Raw genomic sequence first — 21,430 nt, 5'->3', positions numbered from 1 at the left:
CATCACTACATGAGGGGGAAAATCAGTCATCGAGCACAGCTCTACGATGCTCCGGGCGAGCCGCCTTGATGGGCGTCTCCGCTTGAAAAGAACACGTCACGGATTCTCCTTCGCTATGAATTGGAATCAGGTGGCCGTCCACTCCAACCGCGCTGGCTGCTCAAGTGTGCAGACCAACTAAACATAACTGCCTAGTTAGTTACTCTAATGCGCGGACGCTAGGTTCGCAATAGAGGCATCCGGCCTGCATGCACCTGTGAGGGGTGAAGCCTCCAGACGGTACGGTGTTGGCTGGCGCGCACAGGCCAAGCAACACCGCCGCCACCGTCCGACTCACTTCACCCGGACCCGCTGACGGATGTCCAGAGCCGTTCCGCGGTTTAGGGAGTGTCTAGTAAATGGTTCAGCCAGGCCACAACAGCGCTGAGAACCACCGTGACCCGGTACACAACGCGAGCTTGTCGTACCGGGTCACGAGCCCTCGCCACTGCTTCAATCGGCAGTAGCCACGCTCGATCACGTTTCGACCCGATACTTCTCCGCTCGAACTTCGGTGGCCTCACCCTTTGCGCCACGTCGTTTCCAGTGCCCCTGCTGGTTACGGGGCTCGAGAATCACCGGTTCAATACAGCGACAACGCAGATACGAACGATTCCCTCGCGACGAGTAGGCTTTGTCGCCCAGCGCCGCATCGGGGCGTGCACGTCGCCCAACTCTCACGTTTTCCATCAACGGCACGAACATCGGGGAGTCGCAGTCCTGCCCCGACGTGCATACGCCACGAGCGGGAGACCACGGCCCCTCCACGAGCTGATGCGTCTTCGTCGACAGGCCGCCCCAGGAACAACCAATCGCGTGGTCAGGCGGCTCGGTCAGCAGATTCTTGTAATTCGAAGAGGTCCTTTTTAAGCGTGTCACGTTCGTCGCGTGCTGATGCGCGGGAGCGATCGTCGGGTCCACCGACACCGACCAGTCAATGAGCCCGCGCGTAACAGCGAGTTCGTGCAGGCGGGCCTGCACGACATCCCAGCTCTCCCTCGCGAGCCATCCGTGCATGCCAACGCCAGACCGTCTGCCACAGCCCGAATGCTGCTGGCAGGTCGCGCCAGGCGATCCCACGTCGGTATCGGTAGATGATGCCCTCCACCATCTGCCTGGCATCACCGAAAGGGCCATTGTTTTCCCGTTGGACCGGGCAAGAGATCAGCGATCAGCGCGAATTGTTCGTCCGAGGGGAGCTGGAATCGTGACATTTCTCGACGATCCCAGCTCCCTCAGAAATCTTTACGAGACACGCTCTAGCCGTTCTTATTGAAGATCTTGGCGTATGCGGGGTCGCGCTGGGCAGCCTTCTCGCGGTACTCCTGCACCTGCTCCGGCGTCGCCATGTGATCGAGCGTGTAATAATCGGCGGCCAGTGCCTCGTCGATCGGCATGCCGATACTGTCCAGAAAGATCTTTTTCGCCGCCGCGAGGGCGTAAGGTGCAAATTCGGCAAGCTCCGAGGCTCGGGTAAGCGCATAGTCGACGAGCTCATCGGCAGCCACGACCTCATCGGCCAGACCCATGACACGAGCCTCTGCAGCGTCCACCACGCACCCGCTGTAGGCCATGCGACGCGCCTTCGCCGGGCCTACCAGATACTGCAGACGCGTGAGGCCGCCAGCCCCGGGCAGCATGCCGATCTTGATCTCGGGAACCGAGAACAGCGCCTTTTCTGATGCGATACGGAAGTCGCACGCGAGCGCAATCTCCGTTCCACCGCCGAAGGCCGGACCGTTCACTGCCGCAATCACTGGCACACTGAGCGCCTCCAGGCTGTCGACCGCTTGCCGGCCAAGGCTCACCCATTCCGGGGTGCCCAGCGTGGGGTCGCGCAGATCGGCACCCGCGCAGAAGAAGCGGCCTGAGCCAGTCAAGACAACCACTCGGACTGTGGAGTCTTCTGTGACCGCTTCGGCGAGCCGCAGAATCTCCCGGCTCATCTGAGCGCTGATGGTGTTCGCCGACCGCTCGCGATCGAGGGTAACGAGGAGCACGCCAGTATCGAACTGGCGAACATTGAGCGTCGTGAACTCGTGAGACGTGGCCTCCCATCGATTCATGGCTGCGGGCGCGTTATTCATGGCTGCGGGCGCGTTATTCATGGCTGCGGGCGCGTTAGAGGGCACTAGAGTAGCCTCCGTTTACGGGGAGCGTCTGGGTGGTTATCCAGCCAGCTTCCTCGCTTGCCAGGAACACGATCGCGGCAGCGGCATCCTCGGGCAGCCCAAAGCGCTTCACGGTGTAGTTCCGGAGAAAGCGGCGCTCATCCTCCGAAGAGAGCCCGTCCAAGGCAGTCGTCGGCGTGCGCGTAGCACCCAGCGCAACGCAGTTCGCAGTCACGCCATGTCGACCGCCGGCCCGGGCGATGGCCCGCGTGAAGCCCGCAGCCCCCGCCTTCGCGGCTGAGTACACGACGAGGTTGGGCTCGCCCACGCGCCCAGCATCGGAGATCACCGTGATGACACGGCCGTAGCCACGCTCCACCATGCCGCCGAGCACCGTGTGAGTGCAGTTGAATACACCCGTGAGGTTGACGTCGATCCAGGGCTGCCACTCAGTAGGATCACTCTCCCAGAATGGCGCAGAGTCCTGCGTGGCGCCACCGGCACCACCATTGCCAGCGTTGTTCACCAGGATGTCGATCGGGCCCACCTCTGCGGTCGCTCGCTGCAACACCGCGGCGACCTGGGCATGGTCCCCCACATCGAACGCTGCGGCGACCGCATGGCCGCCAATATCGCGGATGTCCTGCGCTACGGCTTCAGCCTTCTCAGCGACGTAATCGTTGACGATGACCGCGCTGGCAACACCCTTGCGGATCAGCTGGTGCACCACCTCTCGCCCGACACCCTGACCCGCTCCGGTAACAAGCGCCACTCTGGTCGCGGACTGACTAGTCATTCTTGACTCCTTCCAAGACAGTGACGCCAATCGCCGCACTGTCATCACCGATCGAACCGCCAGCATTGACGGCAAGTCCTAGTCGTGCGCGCGGGTGCTGGCGAGCACCGGCGCGCCCCTTCAGCTGCTCGGTCAGCTCTACGATCTGGGCACAGCCGGATGCGCCGACCGGGTGCCCCTTTGCAAGCAGACCACCGCTTGAGTTCACGTACTGCGTGCCACCCAGGCTGGCTGCGCCGGACGCGACAAAGCGCCCCAGATCGGCCGCTTCAGCGAGCTGCAGCGATTCGTAGAATTCAATTTCGGCCGGAGCCGCAGCATCGTGCACCTCGATGACATCAAGATCCGCACCAGAGATGCTCGCGGCCTCATAGATGCGAGCCACCGTCGGCGCGAGGCTGGATCCGCCCATGGGCGTGCCCGAGGTGATGGATGTGGCCCGGACGCGAACCAGGGGGCCACCCGCCGCGATGGCGGCGGCCTTGGTGCCAAACACGAGTGCAGCGGCGCCGTCACCGATCGGCGAGCACATGGGAAGGGTCAGCGGATAGCTGATCTCTCGCGCTCCGAGCACCTCTTCAATGGTCAGACGCTCACGGAACTGGGCGCGCTCGTTGAGCGCGCCGAACTCTCGTGATTTCACGACCACACGCGCGAGATCCTCCTGCGTTATCCCGGTGCGCTGCATGAATACACGCGCGTTCTCGGCGTAGATATCCATGAATCGCGAGTGTGATCCGTCGCCGACCGCGATGGCGAGCCGATCCTGGTTATAGTCCTCTCCCGCGACCTCGTCAAGATCCACCCCCGAGGCGAAAGCGCGAAAGCTGACCGACTTATCGGTGTGCGTCAGCTTTTCGGCCCCGACCGCAAGCGCATATTCGGACTGCCCGGATGCCACGGTCATCCACGCCAGATGCGCTGCGGATGAGCCGGAGGCGCACGCGTTCTCGACGTTGAAGATGCTCGAGCCGAGCAGCCCGGAATCGCGGAGTGCCACCTGGCCGCGAATGGTCTCCTGGCCGGTCACCACCCCGCCAACGGCGTTCGAAAAGAACGTATAGGCAACCTCACTCGCCGAAACGCCGGCATCGTCGAGGGCCCCGGTGGTCGCTTCGGTCGCGAGCGACCGAAGCGACCGGTTCCAATGCTTCGCGAACGGCGTCATTCCAACGCCGATAACATATACTTCGTTCACTCTTTACCTCTTGGATCCGCGACTGGGTCGCTGACATGCGAATACTCGCGACGAATAGCCTTCTTGTTGATCTTTCCCAGCCCGGTCATCGGGAAATCAATGACAAACGCGACATGCTTGGGCGTGTAAACAGGCCCCTTGTGCTCGCGAACCCACGCTTTTAGCTCATCGGGCTCGACGTGCGCGCCCTCGACCGTCTTAATGAGCGCCACCACGGCCTCTCCCCAGGTGGGGTCAGGAATGCCGACCACGACGGCTGCGGTCACCAGCGGATGCTGATTCAGCGCCTCTTCGACCTCTTTCGGGTAGACATTGAAGCCACCGGAGATCAACATGTCTTTCTTCCGATCGACGATGGTGATATATCCCGCGGCATCCTGCACCGCGATGTCGCCGGTGTGCAGCCAACCACCCTGCAGAGTCTCGCTGGTGAGCTCTGGAAGCTTCCAGTAGCCGCTCATCACCGATGCCGATCGGAAGCACAGCTCGCCGGGCTCACCCAGCGCGGCATCCGTGCCGTCATCGAGCAGGATGGTGGCTTCGACGCCGGGGGGAGTTCTGCCTGCGGAGGCAAGAATCTCGGGGGCGTCGAGCCGGTGGTCCTGCTTCAGGAGGAGCAGCGCACCGTTTCCAATCTCGGTCTGCCCGTACCCCTGCATCAGGATCGCGCCGAAGAGGTCGCGAGCTTCGGCGAGGCGTTCGAGCGTGATCGATGCGGCGCCATAGATGAGCGTTTGGAGGCTAGACAGGTCACGCTGTCGCGTCTCCGGATGGTTGAGGAGATGGTAGAGCATGGTCGGCACGAGGAATGTGACCGACACTCGCTCCGCCTCGATCGTGCGTAAGAACTCGGTAGGGGCGAAGCCGTCCACCAAGACCACGCGGCCACCAAGGGCAAGAGCTGGCGCCACCATCGCACCAGCCGCGTGCGAGATCGGTGCGGCGACCAGCAGCACGGGATCGCTCGGCCACTGCCAGTAGCTTTGAATTAGTAGGCTCTGGTGATACCAGGAACGCTGCGTGTGAATCACGCCCTTGGGCTTTCCACTGGTGCCGCCCGTGTAAAAGACGAAGGCGATGTCGCTCTCCATGGCGCGCGAGACGGGGAGCGCGGCGCTCTTGGAGAGCGCAAGAATGTCGTTTCCAACGGGTCCGGGACCGAGGGAGAAGACGGACACGCCCGCGGCAGCCGCTTCGAGGGCCACTGCACGGTCGGAGTACGCAGTGGGGTCATAGATGAGCACGCGGGCTTCGCTGTTCTCAACCACAAAGGCGTGGTCGGCGAACGAACCCATTGGATGCAAACCTGTGTAGCGCGCGCCAATCAACTGGACAGCCACCTGCGCGAGGAACGCCTCTGGGCGGTTTCCTGAGAGGAGGCATACCCCGTCTCCCCGTGCGACACCGTTATCTTCAAGCACTGCAGCGATGGCGAGCGTCTGTTCGTGGCATTCGCTACCCGTGAGGTGACGGTTGCCCTGGGTAAAGGCGATGTTGCTTCCGCGCCGACGGAACGCGTCCAAGCAATACTGACTGAACGTTGATTCTCTCAGCCGTGGGTCACTCATTTGTGGTGTTCCTCAATATGGTCCGACTTGATAGTTGCGGGTGATCGTCAGTAAAGACAGAATATGCCTAACCGACTAGTCATGTTTGCCGGGAATCATTCTCTCCCCGCCTTGGGGCAGTGCCCATGTGCTCGCGCGAGCCTGCCCCAGGGTTGGCCACACTGCGGCTACCTGCGCGGCGTGACGTGTGTCGACTCAGTCCTTGAGAAGGTCGTCGATCTCGAAGTATGAGTGCAACGTGCCCTCAACGGTTCCGCCGAAGGTGAACTGATGCGCATCCCGCGGCTCGATGCACTCCAGCCCGGCAATCGGGTGGGACTCGAGATACCCGAACTCAACGGTGCCCGTACCTCGCTTGAGGTTGGTAACCGACCCGGGCTGGCTGAATCCCTTCGCCGAGCGACCGATCACCTTCCGCACGTCGTACCCGGTAAAGTCGCAATTCGGAATTTCCTTCACCAGCAGCCAGTAATCACGCCCGGCCATCGGCAACTCCGACACATCAGCTTCCTCACGGGTCTGCATGTCCAGCGTCGCCAGGCGCACACCGCGGGCTTCCAGCGTCGCGTGCACCTGATCACCGGTGCCCCCGAAGTGAACGTTGCCGATCTGCTTGTGCCAGCCCGAGATCTCCCGATAGCCCAGCACCGCAATCTCGGCACCCTCGGTCTTGTCGCCGGAACGATTGTCCATCAGGAACCATAGCGGGTGCAGGCCCGAGTACTTCTCCCCCGACTTGCTCACATACTCGCAGGGGAGAAAGAAGCCAACCTCGATGTAGTTGCTCCACTTGCCATCGAAGGTGCGCCAATGTCGGTTGTGACCGATCAGCACCGTCGCGATAGGCTCCTCACCCTCAATCGGCTGCAGGGGCGACGGGAGAGCGGCCGCGATCGCGTCCTTCGTGGTGAGGTAATTCAGCGTGTACATCGTTTCTTCAAACGCCGGCCCCGTCCAGGGGCTCGCGCTTCCCGGGAACCGCCCAAAGATCGACATCATGCCGCTAGGGATCCCGTCGATGGTCCGAGCTGCCGGATCCAAGTCAATCTTCTGGGTCATCATTAACTCCAAATTACTTTCGAACAATGCGAACTCACTCTGTGCGTTGCGGAGAACTCAAGGCCATTCTTGAAATCTCCCGCACCGGACCCTTTTAGCGTGGCATTAACTCTGACCGCGCAATGCTTTACCTGCCGGTTAGTTAACCATATTCACGGCGCTCCTTCAAGCAGCTGCCGACCTTGACCCCTCCCCAGGACAAATCACCCAGCACTTTAGAACCCGAGATCCCGCCCGATGATCTCCTTCATGATCTCATCGGAGCCGGCCCAGATCCGGGTTACTCGCGCATCCTTCCATGCCCGTGCAACTCGATACTCATTCATGTACCCATAGCCGCCAAAAAGCTGCAGGCATCGATCTAACACTTCGCTCTGCACCTGCGCCGACCACCACTTCGCCTTCGCCGCGTCGACCGCGGTGAGCTCGTCGCGCGTGTGCGCCAGCACGCAGGCATCAAGGAAGGACTGGCTCACGTCCAGCCGCGTCACCATCTCCGCCAGCATGAACTTGTTGTGCTGGTGGCTTCCAATCGCCTGCCCAAACGCGCGACGCTCTCCCGCGTATGCGACCGTCTCCTGGAAGATGCGACGCGCGTGCGCGAGGTTCGATACCGCCGCGTTTAAGCGCTCCTGCGGCAACCGATCCATCATGTGCTGAAAGCCATGATCGAGCTCGCCGAGCAGGTTCTCGTGCGGCACTCGCACATTGTCGAAATACAGCTCAGCGGTCGCAGCCTCGGGCTGGCCCACCTTATCGAGCGTCTTCCCCCGCTCGAAGCCAGCCATGCCCGCCTCGACAACAAACAGTGAGATCCCTTTCGAGCGACTCCCCGGGGTCGTGCGTGCGGCCACCACCACCAGATCCGCGTACGCACCATTGGTGATGAATGTTTTGGCCCCGTTCAGGATCCACGCATCACCGTCCCGCGTGGCCGTCGTCGTCAACGCGGCGAGGTCCGAGCCGCCAGACGGCTCCGTCATCCCAATCGCACCCACCAACCGACCGGACGCGAAGCCGGGAAGCCACCGCTCCTGCTGCTCGGGCGTTGTTAGTTCGGTGAGATACGGTGCCACAATGTCGCTGTGGATGCCGAACGCCGATGCCAGCGCGACATTCACCCCGGACAGCTCCTCGGTCAGCACCGCATTAAACCGAAAGTCCTGCGCAGCCACGCCTCCGAACTCTTCGGGCACCTCAAGACCCAGCAGCTCATGCTCGCCAGCAGCCAGCCACAGGTCGCGGGGCAGCGTCTTCAGCTCAATGAATTCTTCGACCCTCGGCCACACTAGCCGGTCCAAAAACGCCCGCACCGATTCCCGAAATGCCACGTGCTCTTCGTCATAGATCCCGCGATTCATCTGTTCCTCCTCGATCTTCAGCAGCTAACGCTCGCATCCATGCGGCATCCGCTAGCATTAGTTTTACTAGTCCGTAAGTTAACCTTAGTGGGAGCGAAATCATGACACACTACGCCGACCGAGAAATCAACGTCGACTTCATCGACGCACTCACCACCTTCATCGAGCGCGTAGTCAGGCCCGTCGAAACCCGATACGCCGCCGAACTCTCCACCACCGGCACCATCGACCCGACCGCACAGCTCAGCGAGCGCCGCGCACTCCGCCGCCAAAGCGCCGAACTCGGCTATTACTCCGCGCACATGCCCGCCGAGCTCGGCGGATTCGGCCTCAACGCCGCGACCATCGCCGCCGCCTACCGGGCCATCGGACGCAGCGGCCTCCTCCTCGCCGACCGCGGCGGCGTACTCCCCAACGTCGAAGGCCCCTACCTCTCCATGGCCGCCTTCAATGATGCGCAGCGCGAGCAGTACCTCTCCCCCCTCATGCGGGCAGAAATCGAGGGGTGCTTCGCCCTCACCGAGCCCGACTCGGGCTCGGACGCAGGCAACATGCGCACCAAAGCAACCCTCGAACAAGACACCTGGACCATCAGCGGCACCAAACGCTTCATCACGCACGGTGCTCACGCCGACTTTGTGCAGGTCATCGCCGTCACCGACCCCGATGCCGCTCCCTCACAGCGTCACAGCGCCTTCATCGTCGACTCAGGGACCCCCGGGCTCAGCGTGGGCGGAACCTACGGCACCCTGGGCGAAGACCACCCGGTCGACCTCGTCTTCGAAGACGTGCGCGTGCCGACCTCGGCCATGATCGGCGAACGCGGCCGGGCACTCCCCTATATGCTCTCGGGCATCGGGCGCGCCCGCCTCAATATTGGCGCCCTCGCAATCGGCAAGGCCGAGTACCTGCTCAGCCGCATGACCGATTACGCAGGCGAGCGGGAAGCCTTCGGCCGTCCTATCAGCAAGTTCCAGTACGTGCAGCAGTTCATCGTCGACTCCAGCATCGAAATCGAGGCCGGCCTTGGACTCATGGACCGTGCCGCGGAGTGTGCCGAGTCCGACGACCACACCGCCCGTCGCCTCACCGCATCAGTCAAGCTCTACGCCACCGAAATGCTCTCGCGTGTCGCCGACCGCGCCATCCAGCTCCACGGTGGCATGGGCGTGACCCACGAGGGCGGCGTTGAACGCTACTACCGCGACGCCCGCGCCATGCGCGTCTACGAGGGCAGCACCGAACTGCTCAAGTGGAACATCGCCCGCTGGCTCGGACTCAAAACCGACTAGTGGACTTTCGCAGTTTTGGGTTCTGTCACGCCGCGTAGGCAAGCGGCGTCGATATCGTGTGCGACGCCGCGATGACCGGACGGTCGGCGACCTTGTCGATGCGCATGGCGTATTGGTTCTTCCCCAAGCGAGTCTTCGGCTACCCGGTGCAAGGCATCGTCGATGGTTCAGCAATGCCACCCGAGAGGGTCGTCTCGGTGCACCGTGATCCGGTGGCCCGCGCTAAGTGGGTGCTCAACGCTTTGGGAGACTACAAGCGGCTCGGTCTGCCCATCCCCACCGATCCTGTCGGGTCCACCATCGCATCTCCAACGACCAGATCGCCCACTATCTGACCCACGGACGGCTTGGGGTAAAGCCGGACATCGATCGGCTGGAAGGCGAGGATGTACGTCGACGGCACCCGCGAGACGATCGACCTCATTTTCCTGGCCACCGGGTACTCCGTGAGCATCCCCACCGGCGTCAGCGGGATGTAGGTCCCCTGATCGAGCGGGATCGGGATGCCGGCGCCGGCGTCGAACAAGACGGCATGCATCTGGTTGGGCGTGAACATCCTCGAGGGCACGTCGCGATCGCGCAGCTCACGGTGGGGCCGGTTCTGGTAGACACGGACCCACCACTCCTCGAAAGACTCCTGTAGCTCGCGGACCGTGCGGAGTTCGCCCAGGTCGATTTCGCCGCAGTTGGCCACGCTGTTGCCGACATAGCCGGGTTGTTTCTGCATCCACATGGTGTCGATCGTTCCCAAGACGCGTTCGACGTGTCCTTTGAACGTCGGGGAGTGCGGTGGTGCCCGGACGACGCTGATCCCGAAGTGCCAGCAGGCCGACCCGAAAGTCTCCGAGAGGTAGTCCTTGCCGCGGTCCGTGGTGATCCAGTCGACGGGTCACATTCAAAGAAGGGATATGCAATCATGCGTCGCGATGCCTGCATGTGCTCGCGCAGTAAGTGCCTGCCACCGGCCTTGTCTTTTTGAAAAACGTATGCTTAACTCACCGGTAATGCAGATCTTCGAATGCACGTCTTTTACTTGAGTCAGGCTCCGGCTTGACATGTTATGAAGGGACTTCAGTGTGACTGCTTCGCAAACACAGATCCAAGAGCTCCTCGACAAGCAGGCACTCCACGACAATCTGATGCAGTACTGTCGCGGCATCGACCGGATGGACCTGGATTTGATGAAGTCGACCTACTGGCCCGATGGAACAGACTCCCATGGCCGCTATGAGGGATCCGCCCATGGTTGGTGTGAGGAGGCAATGAAATCACGTGAGGTGCTTGTCAGTTGCAATCACCACATCGGCAACGTCTACTGCGAAATCGACGGTAACCGCGCCAAGCGCGAGAGCATGTTCATGGTGGTCACCACATATAAAGACAACTCGCCCACGATGTTTTTGGGTGGCCGCTACCGGGACCTATGCGAGAAGCGTGACGGCGAGTGGAGGATCCTTCGACGCGTCTGCGTCTGGGATTGGAATCAAAAGTTCGAATTCGACCCGGGGTGGACGATCATGAGGGCGCCCGAATCCTCATATTGGGGGCAGTTCCATCCTCAGGATCCTGTCTACCAAGACTGGTTTGAGAGCGCCAAGACGCTTGCATCAAATTCGAACCGTCCGGAAGTCCAGCGACTGTAGCGATTTGGCTGCCACCGTCATATCGTGCACCCTCTCCGCCGGGGCATCTCTGTCGATGTCTTAGGTCGAATGATTCGTCTAATCGCACTCGGAGCGCGGCTACTCGAGTTTCCCGACTGTCAGCACTGGTCGAAAAGTGAGCCATTTCGTGGGTTTGGTGTCCAGTGGTCATTGCAACACCTGGACTTTCAGGAGTTGCAATTGGAGAGATGAAAAGACTTAGAAAGTCCCCGGGGCCCAACCACAACCATCATGTCCAGTCCAGTTTTGAGTGCAGTACGCGAAGATAGTGCTGCTTTTCACGGTTTTGTTGCCGGAAGCAACAACATGCGCCGCCGTGACGCAGAGCGTGGTCGGACTCACGGCTCAGCTCGGACCGATGGACTTGACGCAGCGGTGCTGCCACATGTGTTCGTCGAGCACGCCTTGACTGTTTGCCTCGCGGCGGCTCGATCAGGGCTCCGAAGATGCCGGATCTTCGAAGAAACAACTCAGAGACCTGAACCTCATTGCCGACCGCAGCACGCTCCGGACTGAACCTCTCTGGCCGCCTGCCTGCAAAGAGCCTCCGAAAACATGATCACCGCAGCAGGCTAGAGAATTGGCGGCAAGAGAGCTCCTCAGGCGCTCGGGAGGTAGACGCACCTTGGCTTCCGCCCGTGATCTGATGGGACTGCCTTCCTACGAGACGGGTAATCTATACTCTCAACTCAGGTTGGACCACACCCCAGCCTGACGTCAGCCCTCGGCCAATAGCCCGCCAGAATAGGGTCCATTTTGCATATTCCGGACACACCTTTATGAAAGCCCTAAAGCCCAACCTGACACTTCTTCAGCGCGGCTCTTCAGCGCGGCCTGGACAGCGGGCCAGTGCGAACTTCACCCCGTAGTACTCCCAAGACAAGACAAGCGCCCAGCCCCTACCGCTTCCCCTTCTTCCGCGATCCCTTGCCGCGGCCCTTGTCCGGGTTGGGCGCATACCGCTGGGCCACTTTGGGCTTTGGGGTGGCCGGTCCGCGGCGGTCCGGTTTGGGTGCCTTCTTGGGTTTCTCCTGCTTGGCGGATGGCTGCCGGGAGCTTGCCGCCGTCCGGCCGCGAACAATCCCGATGAACTCCTCGATGATCTCGTCAGTGGAATCGCTGGGCCAGGCCAACGCAATCTCGGTGACGGGCGCACCCGTCAGCCGCCGGGCCACCGTGTCCTTGACGTTGAAGTGCCGGGCCACGGACATCGGCAGGATGACCAATCCGGCGCCAGACGCCACCACCTGCATGGCCATTTCCGGTCCACCCAGCTCGGTGACGTCCAGGAACGTCTCTTCCGGGAGGTCCGCCAGCGCCACTTCCTCAAACACCGAAATCTCGTGCCCCTTCGGCGCCACCACCACGGGCTGCTCCTCGTACAGCGGAATCACGCTGAGGCCTTCGCGCTCCACCGGAAGCCGGACGAAGCTGAGGTCCGCGGAACCGTCCTTTAATACGGACAGCTGCGCACCGTCGTCGGACATAAACGACTCCAGAGGGATGTCCAGCACCCGCTCTTCCCAGCGGCGGATCCACTTCCCCGGCGTCACGCCGGCCACGTACGCGAAGCGCAGCACCCGCGGCGCCTCCGGCTCGGACGGGCTGTTATCGGCGGACGCGGCGTTTGGCGGGGATTCATTGTCAGCGGGCACGTCTTCACAGTACCGCCCGCCCGGATACCCTTGAAGCATGACCTCTGCAAACTCCCAGTCCATGAAGCCGGCCACCGTTGCCAAGAAACTCGGCATCTACCTGCCCGCAACACCGCAGGAGTTCCAGGATTCAACCATCAGCCGCGCCGATTTCGCCGAACTCCAGGCCAACCCGCCCGAGTGGCTCGCGGAACTGCGCCGCAACGGCCCGCACCCCCGCCCGGTGGTTGCGCAGAAACTGAACGTCTCCATCAGCGGCCTCGCCCGCGGCGGCGTTGAAGAAGCGCTCACGACGGCGGAAATCACCGCGCTGCTGCAGGCTCCCCCCGCGTGGCTGGTCACCGAGCGTGCCACGCACGCCGCCGTCCGGGCCGAGGGTCAGCGGGTCAAGGACGAGGCCGCCAAGAAGGACGCAAAGAAAGCCCGCGCAAAGGCGGAGTAACCCGCGCCCAGCCGCCGCGGCCGGGCCGCCATACATCCGAAGCTTGTTCGCGGATCCGAACCGACAAAGTCAGGACCCGCGGACAGGCTTCTGTTGTGTCAGGAGAAAGCTCAGTCCTGGTGCAGTTGCACCAGGTTGCCGCAGCCGTCCTCGAACACGGCAGTTATTCCGTACGGGTTCTCCGACGGTTCGCCTTTGAACGTCACACCGGCAGCCACCAGCCGCTGGTACTCGGCCTGCACGTCCGGTACACCGAAGACGATGGCCGGCATCCCGGCGTCGTGCACTGCGTTCATGTAGTCCGCGCCGATCGGGTTGTCACTGGGCTCCAGTAGCAGCCCCACCGAACTGTCATCGGCGCCGGGATCCTTGACGATGAAGAGGTTGTGTTCGGGCATCGCCATCAGCGTCTCAAACCCGAGCGTCTCGGTGTAAAACGTGTGCGCGGTGGCCGGGTCCTTGACGTGGATGCTGCACATTTTGAGTCTCATGGTTCCAACGTACCCGGCCGGAAGCCGGGCCGTGAACCGTCCGCCCGCACACGTACCGGGACCCCGGCACCTCCCCATTGACCCCCGCCGCTGTACAGGATGCAATGGAAGGAGCAGTCCGGAATCCTGGGCCGGGCCTGATACGGGGAGGTGCCGCGGTGCCGGCATTTGCAGAATCCGTCCTTGTGGGAGCGTTCCAGCTGGCGTTCTGGGGCGCGGTGCTGATGTGCGCGGTGGCCGTCACCGTCCTGGCCGTCCGCCACCATTCGACGCCGGCGCCCGAACTACGTGCCCCCGATACGGTGTTCTGGGACGTGTTTATGGGATCCGCCGTGGCCATCCCGGCAATCCTCATCCCCACCCTCGCGGCGCCGTGGACCGGCGCGGTCCTCGCCGTGCTTGGCATCGGCGCGGGTGTGGCGGCCTACCGGAGCAGCCCCCGGATCACGGCCTGGCACTCACGGGTCCGGCAAGAACGGCGGGCACGTCCCCTCTACACCGCCGCGCAGGATACGCATGACAGGTTGCTGGAACGCTGGCGCCACTACGAACTGGACCCTGCCAGCTGCATCGACTATCCCGCCATGACCGATGTCCGCCTTCCTGAAACCTCGGCCCTGATCAAGGCCATGCGGGAGGCGGAGCAGCTGCGGGCCGAGCGGCACCACGGGTACGCTCCCGCCGTCGAACGCTTTGCCCTTGCCCTGACCGCCGCGGAAAGGGCCGCAGGCATCCCGACTGGACGTTAACTGCTGTGTCGCTGCCACTGGAGTCCGGCTCCGGGGCGCCGTAGCATCCGAGGATGGAACCCACAGAAGCGGACATCCGTGACCAGTTCGGCAGGCGCCTGGAGGACAAGGGGGCCTGGCGGCAGGCAACCACCCTGGAAGCCGCAGGGGAACTGACGGCGCGCTGGCTGGAGGGCCACAGCGAATACCAGGCCGCCACCTTCACCGTGCGCTATGACGACGAAACCGAGCCGATCGCCGTCGAGCTGGCCGCCCTCAACCGGAACGGGCTGTTCACCAAGGAATCCCAGCCCGGGCTGCAGACCGATGAATCAGCCCAGCGCCAGTACGTCACCGCATTCTGCAATGCCGGCGTCGCCGCCGACCTGCTCGCACTCTCCACCCGTACCGAACTGGTGACGGTGGCGCACGCCCCCGGAGAGGCCAGCAGCGCCGCCATCCCGGTAACGCTCGACGGCGGCGAAGTAGTCACCGTCCTCGGCTCCAGTGAGAATCCGGTGGACGAGGAGCAGATCCAGGACTGGGCGGACGAAACCAACGAGACCCTGGCGCTGCTGCTTGCCGACTCCTGGTACGTGGAAATCCTGGACCCGCTCTGGGGACGGAATGACGTGCTGCTGCCGGCCGTCCTCGCCACGCTGACCGCGCGGCAGTAGGGCCGCGCGGCGGTAGAAGGCGCGGCAGTAGGGCGGCGCGGCGGTAGAACGGCGCGGCAGTAGGGCCAGGGGGACAGCGCAAAGGCCGCCCCGACGAGGGCGGCCTTTGCGCTTGTTCCTACAGCTCTACGGTGCCGCTTTCGCCCACACTCATCCGGCTGTTCGTCACTTTGGACTTCACCCACTGCAGAACCGTGGCTGCGGTGCCGCCGGGGCTGGTCCAGTATTCGGCGGAGTCCGAGTCGACCCGGAGCAGGCATACTTCGGGAGTGTCCGGGCCGTCCGGGTACCAGGCCTCAACGGTCTGGTTCCACATTTCGTGGATCTTGGCGCGGTCGGTCACCACCTCGGCGGTGCCGGCAACGGACACCCACTCGGTGCGCTTTCCGAAGGAAACGTTCACCCGCGGGTCGGCCTGGACGTGCGCCACCTGCGAGGTGCCCCGGCCGGTGAAGAACCACAGATCGCCGTCCTCCTTCACCTCCTGGACCGCAAGGGGGCGGCTGACCAGTGCACCCTCTTCGTTGATGGTGGTCAACATCCCGATGTGGGAATCGTTGATGATGTCCGTAACTTTGCTGATGCCCTCAGTGTCCGTCATGCTCTCACCTCGTTCTGATCGAAAGGGAAGTTCCCTCGCCCCAGCCTATTGGTAAGCATGCTTCATATCTACCCGGCGGCAGCAAAATTCGGTGCAAATGCCCCTCAGAAGTGGGAGTTACCGGCCTTGACGGCGAGCACGGGACGGTCGGCCTGCATCAGGATCCGCTGCGCGTGGCTGCCGAGGATGAACTTGCCCACCTGCGAACGGTGCCGCAGCCCGATCACAATAAGGGACGCATCCACCTCGCGGGCCACTTCCAGGAACTCGTCGGCCAGGTCGTTCAGATAGGGCGGCTGCATCACGGTTGCCGTGACCCCGGCGTCCTCCGCCCGGCGCGCTGCGTCAGCCAGCAGGTCCGACGGCGCCACGGACTTGTCCACCAGGGCGCCTTCGCGGGCCGAATTGACGATCACCAGGTCCTCCTTGCGGAGGGTGGCCTCTGCGATGCCCGCCACCAAGGCGGCTTCACCCGCCGGGGTGGGGACGAATCCAACGATGATGCTCATACCTTCTCCTTGATTTCTGAGGCTGCCGGGACGGCCTGCATCGGGGCCTTGCGCTTGGCGAGCGTGCCGCGGATGACCGGCAGTACGGCCACCAGGACAAACACCACCAGCAGGGTGGCCGAAATGGGGCGGCCGAAGAAACCGGTGGGGTCCCCGCCGAAGACCAGCAGGGAGCGCCGCATGGAGCTTTCCAGCAGCTCGCCCAGCACGAAGGCCAGGACCAGCGGCCCGGGCTCGAAGCCGAACTTCTTCATGAGGTAACCCACGATGCCGAACACCACCACCAGCGTCACGTCGAACATGCTGTTGTTGATGGTGTACGCGCCCAGCAGTGTGATCAGCGCGGTGACGGGTGCCAGGATGGCGGCCCGGACGCGCAGGATCTTCACGAAGATGCCGACCAGCGGCAGGCTCATGATCAGCAGCAGGATGTTGCCGATGTACATGGAGTTCACCACGCCCCAGAAGAGCTCCGGGTTCTGCTCCACCAGCTGCGGGCCGGGGGTCACGCCCTGGATGAGCAGCGCACCGAACATCAGGGCCATGGTGGCGTTTGCGGGGATGCCGAGGGTCAGCAGCGGGATGAACGACGACGTCGCCGCGGCATTGTTTGCCGTTTCCGGCCCAGCCACTCCCTCGGGGGCACCCTTGCCGAAGCGTTCGGGCTGCTTGGCACGCTTTTTCTCCATGGCGTAGGAAGCCATCGAGGCGATGGTTGCGCCGCCGCCCGGGAGGATCCCCAGGAAGAAGCCCAGCACGGAACCGCGGCCGATTGCGCCGGACGCCTGCTTCAGGTCGTTCCGGGACGGCCAGACGTTGGTGACTTTCGACGGCGCCTTCGCGGCACGGTGCCGCTCCTCCAGGTTGTAGAGGATCTCACCGAGGCCGAAGAGGCCCATCGCGATGGGCACGAAGTCGATGCCGTCCGCCAGCTGCAGGTTGCCGAAGGTGAAGCGGCTTTCGCCGGTGAAGATGTCCCGGCCAACAGTGGCGAGCAGGAGGCCCAGGGCCGCGGCGATGAGCGCCTTGGCCTTGGATCCGTTGCTGATAGTGGCCACGAGGAGGATGCCCAGCAATGCGAGGGCGGTGTACTCGGGCGGTCCGAAGTCCAGGGCGAAGCCGGCCACAATCGGGGCCAGGAACGTCAGTCCGATGATGGCTGCCGTGCCGCCGATGAAGGAACCGATGGCCGCCAGGCCCAGCGCCGTGCCGGCCTTGCCTTGTTTGGCCATCTGGTAGCCGTCGAAGACGGTGACCACGGAGGACGCTTCGCCGGGAAGCCGCAGCAGCACCGAGGTGATGGTGCCGCCGTACTGGGCGCCGTAGAAGATGCCGGCGAGCATGATGATGGCCGTGACGGGCTCAACGTTGTACGTGAGCGGAAGCAAAATGGCGATGGTTGCCGCGGGCCCCAGTCCGGGCAGCACACCGATCAGCATACCGATGACAACGCCGATCAGGCAGTACAGGAGGTTGGTCGGCTCCAGGACCACCACAAATCCGTTAATGACGGGATTTAGAAAATCCACGGGGTTCTCCTAGAAGAGGTGGGGAATTGATGTGCCGAGCGCCAGGACGAAGATGCCATAGAAGGCAATGACCACACTTGCGCTGACGACGAGGGTGGAGCGCCAGGTTTCGCCGCCCAAGAAGCGCATCCAGATGATGCACAGCACCAGGGCAGGAATTTCGAAGCCGATGAGCGGCATGAGTGCCACCATGGCCACGAGGGTCACCAGTCCAGTGAGCGGAGCCGTGGACATGCGGGTGAACTTCTCTGCGTCCCGGTTGTGCCGGCCCGCGATCAGTTGGAAGAGGCCCAGGGCCACCATGACGCAGCTGATGAGGAACGGCCAGAGGCCGGGCTGCGGGCTGGCCGGGGTGCCGAGGCCCATAGCGACGGAAAGGACGACGGCGGCGATCCCCACGCCGAGCACCACCAGGGAGGAGGCCGCGTTGGCAAGAGCCCCTGCCGCCGGGGGCTTTTCCTCCTCCCATTGGGCGGCGAGCTGTTCCGGCGTCAGGTCGTCCACCTCGGGCGAATCCGCCTCCGGGGTGTCCTTCGCCGGGGCGTCCTCCGTGACGGCGGACTCTGCGGGAGTTTCTTTCACTGGGATCACTTATTTCCGCTCAGGCTGATGTCGTACTTCGCCACGAGTTCCTTGTACTTGGCTGCGTAGCCTTTCCATTCCTTGGCGACTTCCTCACCGGAGATCTCCTTGGGGGTCAGCATGTTCTTCTTGTTGAATTCCTTGTAGGTGTCCGTCTTGAACGTCTCCTGGAATGAGGCGAGAAGCTTGTCCTTCACGTCCTGCGGGGTGCCCTTCGGCGCGGCGACCGCCCGGTACTGCGCCACCGGAACGTCGTAGCCGGCTTCCTTGGCCGTGGGGGTGTCCGGCAGGAAGGTGTTGCGCGCCTCGGAGAACACCAGCAGCGGGGCAACCTTGCCCGCCGTGATCTGCGGCATTGCTTCCCCAAGCTGGATGGTGGTGAGTTCAACCTGGTTGCCCAGGGCCGCCGTCAGGGCCGGCTTGCCGCTGTCGAACGGAACGTCGGTGCCGGTGACGTTGGCCTGCTTGAACAGCACTTTCTGAGCCAGTTGGCTTCCGGTGCCCACTCCGGTGGTGCCGAAGGTGATGTTCCGGCCGGCGGCGGTCACGTCCTTGAAGCTCTTGAAGCCCGAGCCGGGGCTGGCCACGAGGACGTAGTCGTCCTGGGAGAGGCCGGCGATGATGTCCAGGTCGTCGATGTTGACCGCTTCGTCCGCCGAGACCGCCAGCGGCGTAATGGTGATCAGGGAGGCTGTCAGCAGGACCAGCTCCTGGCCGTCCGCAGGCTTGCCGGCAACTTCCTTGGTGGCGAGGGCGCCGTTTGCACCGGGTTTGTTCACTACGGGGACCGGCTTGCCAAGGGTCTTGGAGGCGCCTTCGGCCAGGGCACGGGCGATCAGGTCGGTGCTGCCGCCGGCAGCCTGGCCTACCGTGAGGTTGACGGGACCGGTGGGGAACTTGGACGAATCAGCGGGGCCGCCGGCCACGTTTCCACAGGCGGTCAGAGCCAGCAGCGTCAGGGCGGATGCCGCTCCGAGGACGGTGCGGCGGGCGGGGAAGTGCGTCATTGGGACTCCTCGTAGAATTCCGGGGCAGACCCGGAGGGCGTGTGAACCGAATCACCCCGGCTCGCTAGTCGAGTGTAGGGAGCCGTTATGATGCATGTCTAAGCCCTTATAAGCATCAGGTGATACCCGGAAGGCATCATGTTTACCTTTGACCAACTGGCCGGATTCATCGCCGTCGCCGAGGAACTGCACTTCGGCCGGGCGGCTGAACGCCTCAACATGACCCAGCCTCCCCTCAGCCGCCAGATCCAGAAACTGGAAAAGATCATCGGCACCGAACTACTGGAACGCGACAACCGAAAGGTTCAGCTCACCCCGGCCGGTGGAGCCTTTCTCGAGGAAGCAAGGCGCCTGATGGCCCTGGCCAACCGCGCCCCCGTCACCGCCCGACGGATCGCCACGGGCCGCTCCGGCCACCTGCGGGTGGGCTTCACCGCCGCCAGCGGTTTCAGCATCCTGGGCCCGCTGCTGGAGGAGATCTCGGAAATCATCCCCGAGGTGGACGTCGACCTCCAGGAACTTGTCACGGGCGAACAGATCCAGGGGCTCCTCACCGGCGAACTGGATCTGGGCCTCGCCAGGCCCCCTTTCGACCGGGAGGTCTTCGATTCGCACCTGCTGTACAACGAATCCCTGATGCTGGCAGTCCCGGCCGGCCATCGACTCGGGGAGCTTTCCCGGCCCATCGGCCCCGCGGATCTCACCGACGAACCCCTGATCATGCACTCGCCCACCAAGGCGACCTACTTCTATGACCTGGTGGTCAGGATGTTTCCCATCCAACACGGCAATGTCATCCACACCGTGAGCCAGATTCTCACCATGGTTTCGTTGGTGGCGGCGCGCCGCGGCGTGGCCTTTGTACCGCGCTCGGCAACCCTGCTGGCGGTCAAAGGTGTGGAATACCTGCCGCTGGCCGGGATGGAAAGCGAGCAGCCGGTGGAGCTCCATGCCATCTGGCTCCGGCAAGCATCGAACCCCGCGCTGCGTCGCCTGTTGCAGGATCTGGAGTTCCGCACCGAATGAAGAAAACATGCACCCTTTGCACGATGCCATTCGTGCATCAATCCATACACAAATACACTTAGACAGGCATCGTGTCCTCTGCCTACCCTGATCAGGAACCACAACCAGCCGCCGCGCACCACTCACACCGCGGCGCTCAGACAGAGGACAACATCGTGGCAAAGTACACCCCGCAGGAACTGGCAGACACCCTCAAGGAAGGCCTGCTGTCCTTCCCGGTGACGGCTTTCGACGCCAACCTGCAGTTCGATGAAGAGAACTACCGCAAGCACCTCGCCTGGCAGGCCAGCTTCCCGGTGGCCGGCCTCTTTGCCGCAGGCGGCACCGGCGAGGGATTCTCCCTCACCCCTGCAGAGTCCGAGCGCGTAGTCCGCGCCGCCGTCGATGAAGTCGGCAGCATCGTCCCCGTGCTCGCCTCCGCAGGCGGCTCCACGGCCCAGGCCATCGAAAACGCCAAGGCCGCCGAAGCAGCCGGCGCCGACGGTATCCTGCTGCTCCCGCCCTACCTGACCGAAGCCGACCAGGCCGGCCTCGTGGACCACGTCAGCGCCATCTGCGCCTCAACGTCCCTCGGCGTCATCATCTACAACCGCGCCAACGCCATCTACAAGGACACCACCGTGGCCACCCTGGCCGACCGGCACGAAAACCTCATCGGGTTCAAGGACGGCGTGGGCGACCTCGAACACGATGCGCGCGTCTACGCCAAGCTCGGCGACCGTCTGTTCTACCTCGGCGGCCTGCCCACGGCTGAGACGTTCGCCCTCCCGCTGCTGCAGCTGGGCATGAGCACCTATTCCAGCGCCATGTACAACTTCGTTCCGCAGTTCGCCCTGGACTTCTACCAGGACGTCCGCAACAACGACCGCGTGGCCGTCAACAAGAAGCTGAACGAGTTCGTGATCCCCTACCTGGATATCCGCGACCGCGTGAAGGGCTACTCTGTGTCCATCGTCAAGGGCGGCCTGGAGGCCATCGGCCGCCCGGTCGGCGGCGTCCGTCCCCCGCTGCAGAACCTGGCGCCGCAGGACCTGGCGGACCTCAAAGCCCTCATCGACAACATCTCCTGATCCACCCACTCCAAGGAGTAACCAC

Annotated in this window: 22 protein-coding genes and 1 pseudogene; 7 read left to right on the top strand and 16 right to left on the bottom strand. The window is 63.3% G+C overall.

Annotated features, from left to right (window positions below; translation table 11 throughout):
- Nucleotides 1–516 precede the first annotated feature (516 nt).
- The 8 genes and pseudogenes from NQJ30_RS19170 to NQJ30_RS12710 form a co-directional block, all read right to left on the bottom strand.
- Nucleotides 517–1,020, bottom strand: coding sequence for a hypothetical protein (locus NQJ30_RS19170; RefSeq protein ID WP_441339096.1), 504 nt, complete (start codon nt 1,018–1,020; stop codon nt 517–519).
- 40 nt (nt 1,021–1,060) lie between these two features.
- Nucleotides 1,061–1,253: pseudogene (locus NQJ30_RS19165) on the bottom strand (transposase); the annotation flags it as partial.
- A 45-nt stretch (nt 1,254–1,298) separates the two neighbouring features.
- Nucleotides 1,299–2,147 carry an enoyl-CoA hydratase/isomerase family protein gene (locus NQJ30_RS12735; RefSeq protein ID WP_255770297.1) on the bottom strand — a complete coding sequence of 283 codons (849 nt, stop codon included), beginning with the start codon at nt 2,145–2,147 and terminating at the stop codon, nt 1,299–1,301.
- A 13-nt stretch (nt 2,148–2,160) separates the two neighbouring features.
- A complete protein-coding gene (locus NQJ30_RS12730; RefSeq protein WP_255770296.1) occupies nt 2,161–2,946 on the bottom strand; it encodes an SDR family NAD(P)-dependent oxidoreductase in 786 nt (261 codons plus the stop codon).
- On the bottom strand, nt 2,939–4,144 hold the full coding sequence (locus tag NQJ30_RS19065) for a thiolase family protein (protein WP_255770295.1): 1,206 nt from the start codon (nt 4,142–4,144) through the stop codon (nt 2,939–2,941). Before NQJ30_RS19065 ends, NQJ30_RS12730 begins: the two co-directional genes overlap by 8 nt.
- Nucleotides 4,141–5,712, bottom strand: a complete 1,572-nt coding sequence (locus NQJ30_RS12720) for an AMP-binding protein (protein ID WP_255770294.1) — start codon at nt 5,710–5,712, stop codon at nt 4,141–4,143. Before NQJ30_RS12720 ends, NQJ30_RS19065 begins: the two co-directional genes overlap by 4 nt.
- A gap of 195 nt (nt 5,713–5,907) precedes the next feature.
- Nucleotides 5,908–6,771, bottom strand: coding sequence for an acetoacetate decarboxylase family protein (locus NQJ30_RS12715; protein WP_255770293.1), 864 nt, complete (start codon nt 6,769–6,771; stop codon nt 5,908–5,910).
- Between the two features lie 215 nt (nt 6,772–6,986).
- Complete coding sequence (locus NQJ30_RS12710) at nt 6,987–8,132, bottom strand: acyl-CoA dehydrogenase family protein (RefSeq protein ID WP_255770292.1); 1,146 nt, start codon at nt 8,130–8,132, stop codon at nt 6,987–6,989.
- 101 nt (nt 8,133–8,233) lie between these two features.
- On the opposite strand from NQJ30_RS12710, the gene NQJ30_RS12705 reads away from it, so the two are divergent.
- Nucleotides 8,234–9,424: an acyl-CoA dehydrogenase family protein gene (locus NQJ30_RS12705; protein WP_255770291.1), complete on the top strand. Its 1,191-nt coding sequence runs from the start codon at nt 8,234–8,236 to the stop codon at nt 9,422–9,424.
- Nucleotides 9,425–9,674: 250 nt separating this feature from the next.
- On the opposite strand, the gene NQJ30_RS12700 is transcribed toward NQJ30_RS12705, so the two are convergent.
- Complete coding sequence (locus NQJ30_RS12700) at nt 9,675–10,151, bottom strand: hypothetical protein (RefSeq protein WP_255770290.1); 477 nt, start codon at nt 10,149–10,151, stop codon at nt 9,675–9,677.
- 349 nt (nt 10,152–10,500) lie between these two features.
- On the opposite strand from NQJ30_RS12700, the gene NQJ30_RS12695 reads away from it, so the two are divergent.
- Complete coding sequence (locus NQJ30_RS12695; protein WP_255770289.1) at nt 10,501–11,067, top strand: nuclear transport factor 2 family protein; 567 nt, start codon at nt 10,501–10,503, stop codon at nt 11,065–11,067.
- Between the two features lie 920 nt (nt 11,068–11,987).
- Here the strand turns inward: NQJ30_RS12695 and NQJ30_RS12690 are convergent.
- Complete coding sequence (locus tag NQJ30_RS12690; RefSeq protein ID WP_374113259.1) at nt 11,988–12,743, bottom strand: LysR substrate-binding domain-containing protein; 756 nt, start codon at nt 12,741–12,743, stop codon at nt 11,988–11,990.
- Between the two features lie 37 nt (nt 12,744–12,780).
- Here NQJ30_RS12690 and NQJ30_RS12685 point away from each other — a divergent pair, with 37 nt between their 5' ends.
- Nucleotides 12,781–13,185 carry a DUF5997 family protein gene (locus NQJ30_RS12685; RefSeq protein ID WP_255770287.1) on the top strand — a complete coding sequence of 135 codons (405 nt, stop codon included), beginning with the start codon at nt 12,781–12,783 and terminating at the stop codon, nt 13,183–13,185.
- 110 nt (nt 13,186–13,295) lie between these two features.
- Here the strand turns inward: NQJ30_RS12685 and NQJ30_RS12680 are convergent, their stop codons facing one another.
- The gene (locus tag NQJ30_RS12680; RefSeq protein ID WP_255770286.1) at nt 13,296–13,676 is read right to left on the bottom strand and encodes a VOC family protein; all 381 of its coding nucleotides are present in this window, start codon (nt 13,674–13,676) and stop codon (nt 13,296–13,298) included.
- Between the two features lie 158 nt (nt 13,677–13,834).
- Between NQJ30_RS12680 and NQJ30_RS12675 the strand changes: the two genes are divergently transcribed.
- Nucleotides 13,835–14,425 (top strand): hypothetical protein, encoded by a 591-nt coding sequence (locus tag NQJ30_RS12675; protein ID WP_255770285.1) that lies wholly within the window; start codon nt 13,835–13,837, stop codon nt 14,423–14,425.
- 53 nt (nt 14,426–14,478) lie between these two features.
- A complete protein-coding gene (locus tag NQJ30_RS12670) occupies nt 14,479–15,081 on the top strand; it encodes a DUF6919 domain-containing protein (RefSeq protein WP_255770284.1) in 603 nt (200 codons plus the stop codon).
- A 118-nt stretch (nt 15,082–15,199) separates the two neighbouring features.
- Here the strand turns inward: NQJ30_RS12670 and NQJ30_RS12665 are convergent, their stop codons facing one another.
- The 5 genes from NQJ30_RS12665 to NQJ30_RS12645 all read right to left on the bottom strand — a co-directional run bounded on the left by NQJ30_RS12665 (nt 15,200) and on the right by NQJ30_RS12645 (nt 19,309).
- Nucleotides 15,200–15,682: a pyridoxamine 5'-phosphate oxidase family protein gene (locus NQJ30_RS12665; protein ID WP_255770283.1), complete on the bottom strand. Its 483-nt coding sequence runs from the start codon at nt 15,680–15,682 to the stop codon at nt 15,200–15,202.
- A 104-nt stretch (nt 15,683–15,786) separates the two neighbouring features.
- Nucleotides 15,787–16,191 carry a universal stress protein gene (locus NQJ30_RS12660; protein ID WP_255770282.1) on the bottom strand — a complete coding sequence of 135 codons (405 nt, stop codon included), beginning with the start codon at nt 16,189–16,191 and terminating at the stop codon, nt 15,787–15,789.
- Nucleotides 16,188–17,720, bottom strand: coding sequence for a tripartite tricarboxylate transporter permease (locus NQJ30_RS12655; RefSeq protein ID WP_255770281.1), 1,533 nt, complete (start codon nt 17,718–17,720; stop codon nt 16,188–16,190). The genes NQJ30_RS12660 and NQJ30_RS12655 overlap by 4 nt, the downstream gene beginning before the upstream one ends.
- A gap of 9 nt (nt 17,721–17,729) precedes the next feature.
- Entirely contained in the window at nt 17,730–18,302 is a 573-nt protein-coding gene (locus NQJ30_RS12650) for a tripartite tricarboxylate transporter TctB family protein (protein WP_374113258.1), read from the bottom strand.
- 5 nt (nt 18,303–18,307) lie between these two features.
- On the bottom strand, nt 18,308–19,309 hold the full coding sequence (locus NQJ30_RS12645) for a tripartite tricarboxylate transporter substrate binding protein (RefSeq protein WP_255770280.1): 1,002 nt from the start codon (nt 19,307–19,309) through the stop codon (nt 18,308–18,310).
- Between the two features lie 138 nt (nt 19,310–19,447).
- On the opposite strand from NQJ30_RS12645, the gene NQJ30_RS12640 reads away from it, so the two are divergent.
- Both NQJ30_RS12640 and kdgD read left to right on the top strand, forming a co-directional pair.
- Nucleotides 19,448–20,335: a LysR family transcriptional regulator gene (locus tag NQJ30_RS12640; protein ID WP_255770279.1), complete on the top strand. Its 888-nt coding sequence runs from the start codon at nt 19,448–19,450 to the stop codon at nt 20,333–20,335.
- A 155-nt stretch (nt 20,336–20,490) separates the two neighbouring features.
- A complete protein-coding gene (gene kdgD, locus NQJ30_RS12635) occupies nt 20,491–21,405 on the top strand; it encodes a 5-dehydro-4-deoxyglucarate dehydratase (protein ID WP_255770278.1) in 915 nt (304 codons plus the stop codon).
- Nucleotides 21,406–21,430 lie beyond the last annotated feature (25 nt).

It is taken from the genome of Pseudarthrobacter sulfonivorans (assembly GCF_024391045.1).
Taxonomy (GTDB): domain Bacteria; phylum Actinomycetota; class Actinomycetes; order Actinomycetales; family Micrococcaceae; genus Arthrobacter; species Arthrobacter sulfonivorans_B.
This window is presented reverse-complemented; position numbering and strand designations above follow the sequence as displayed.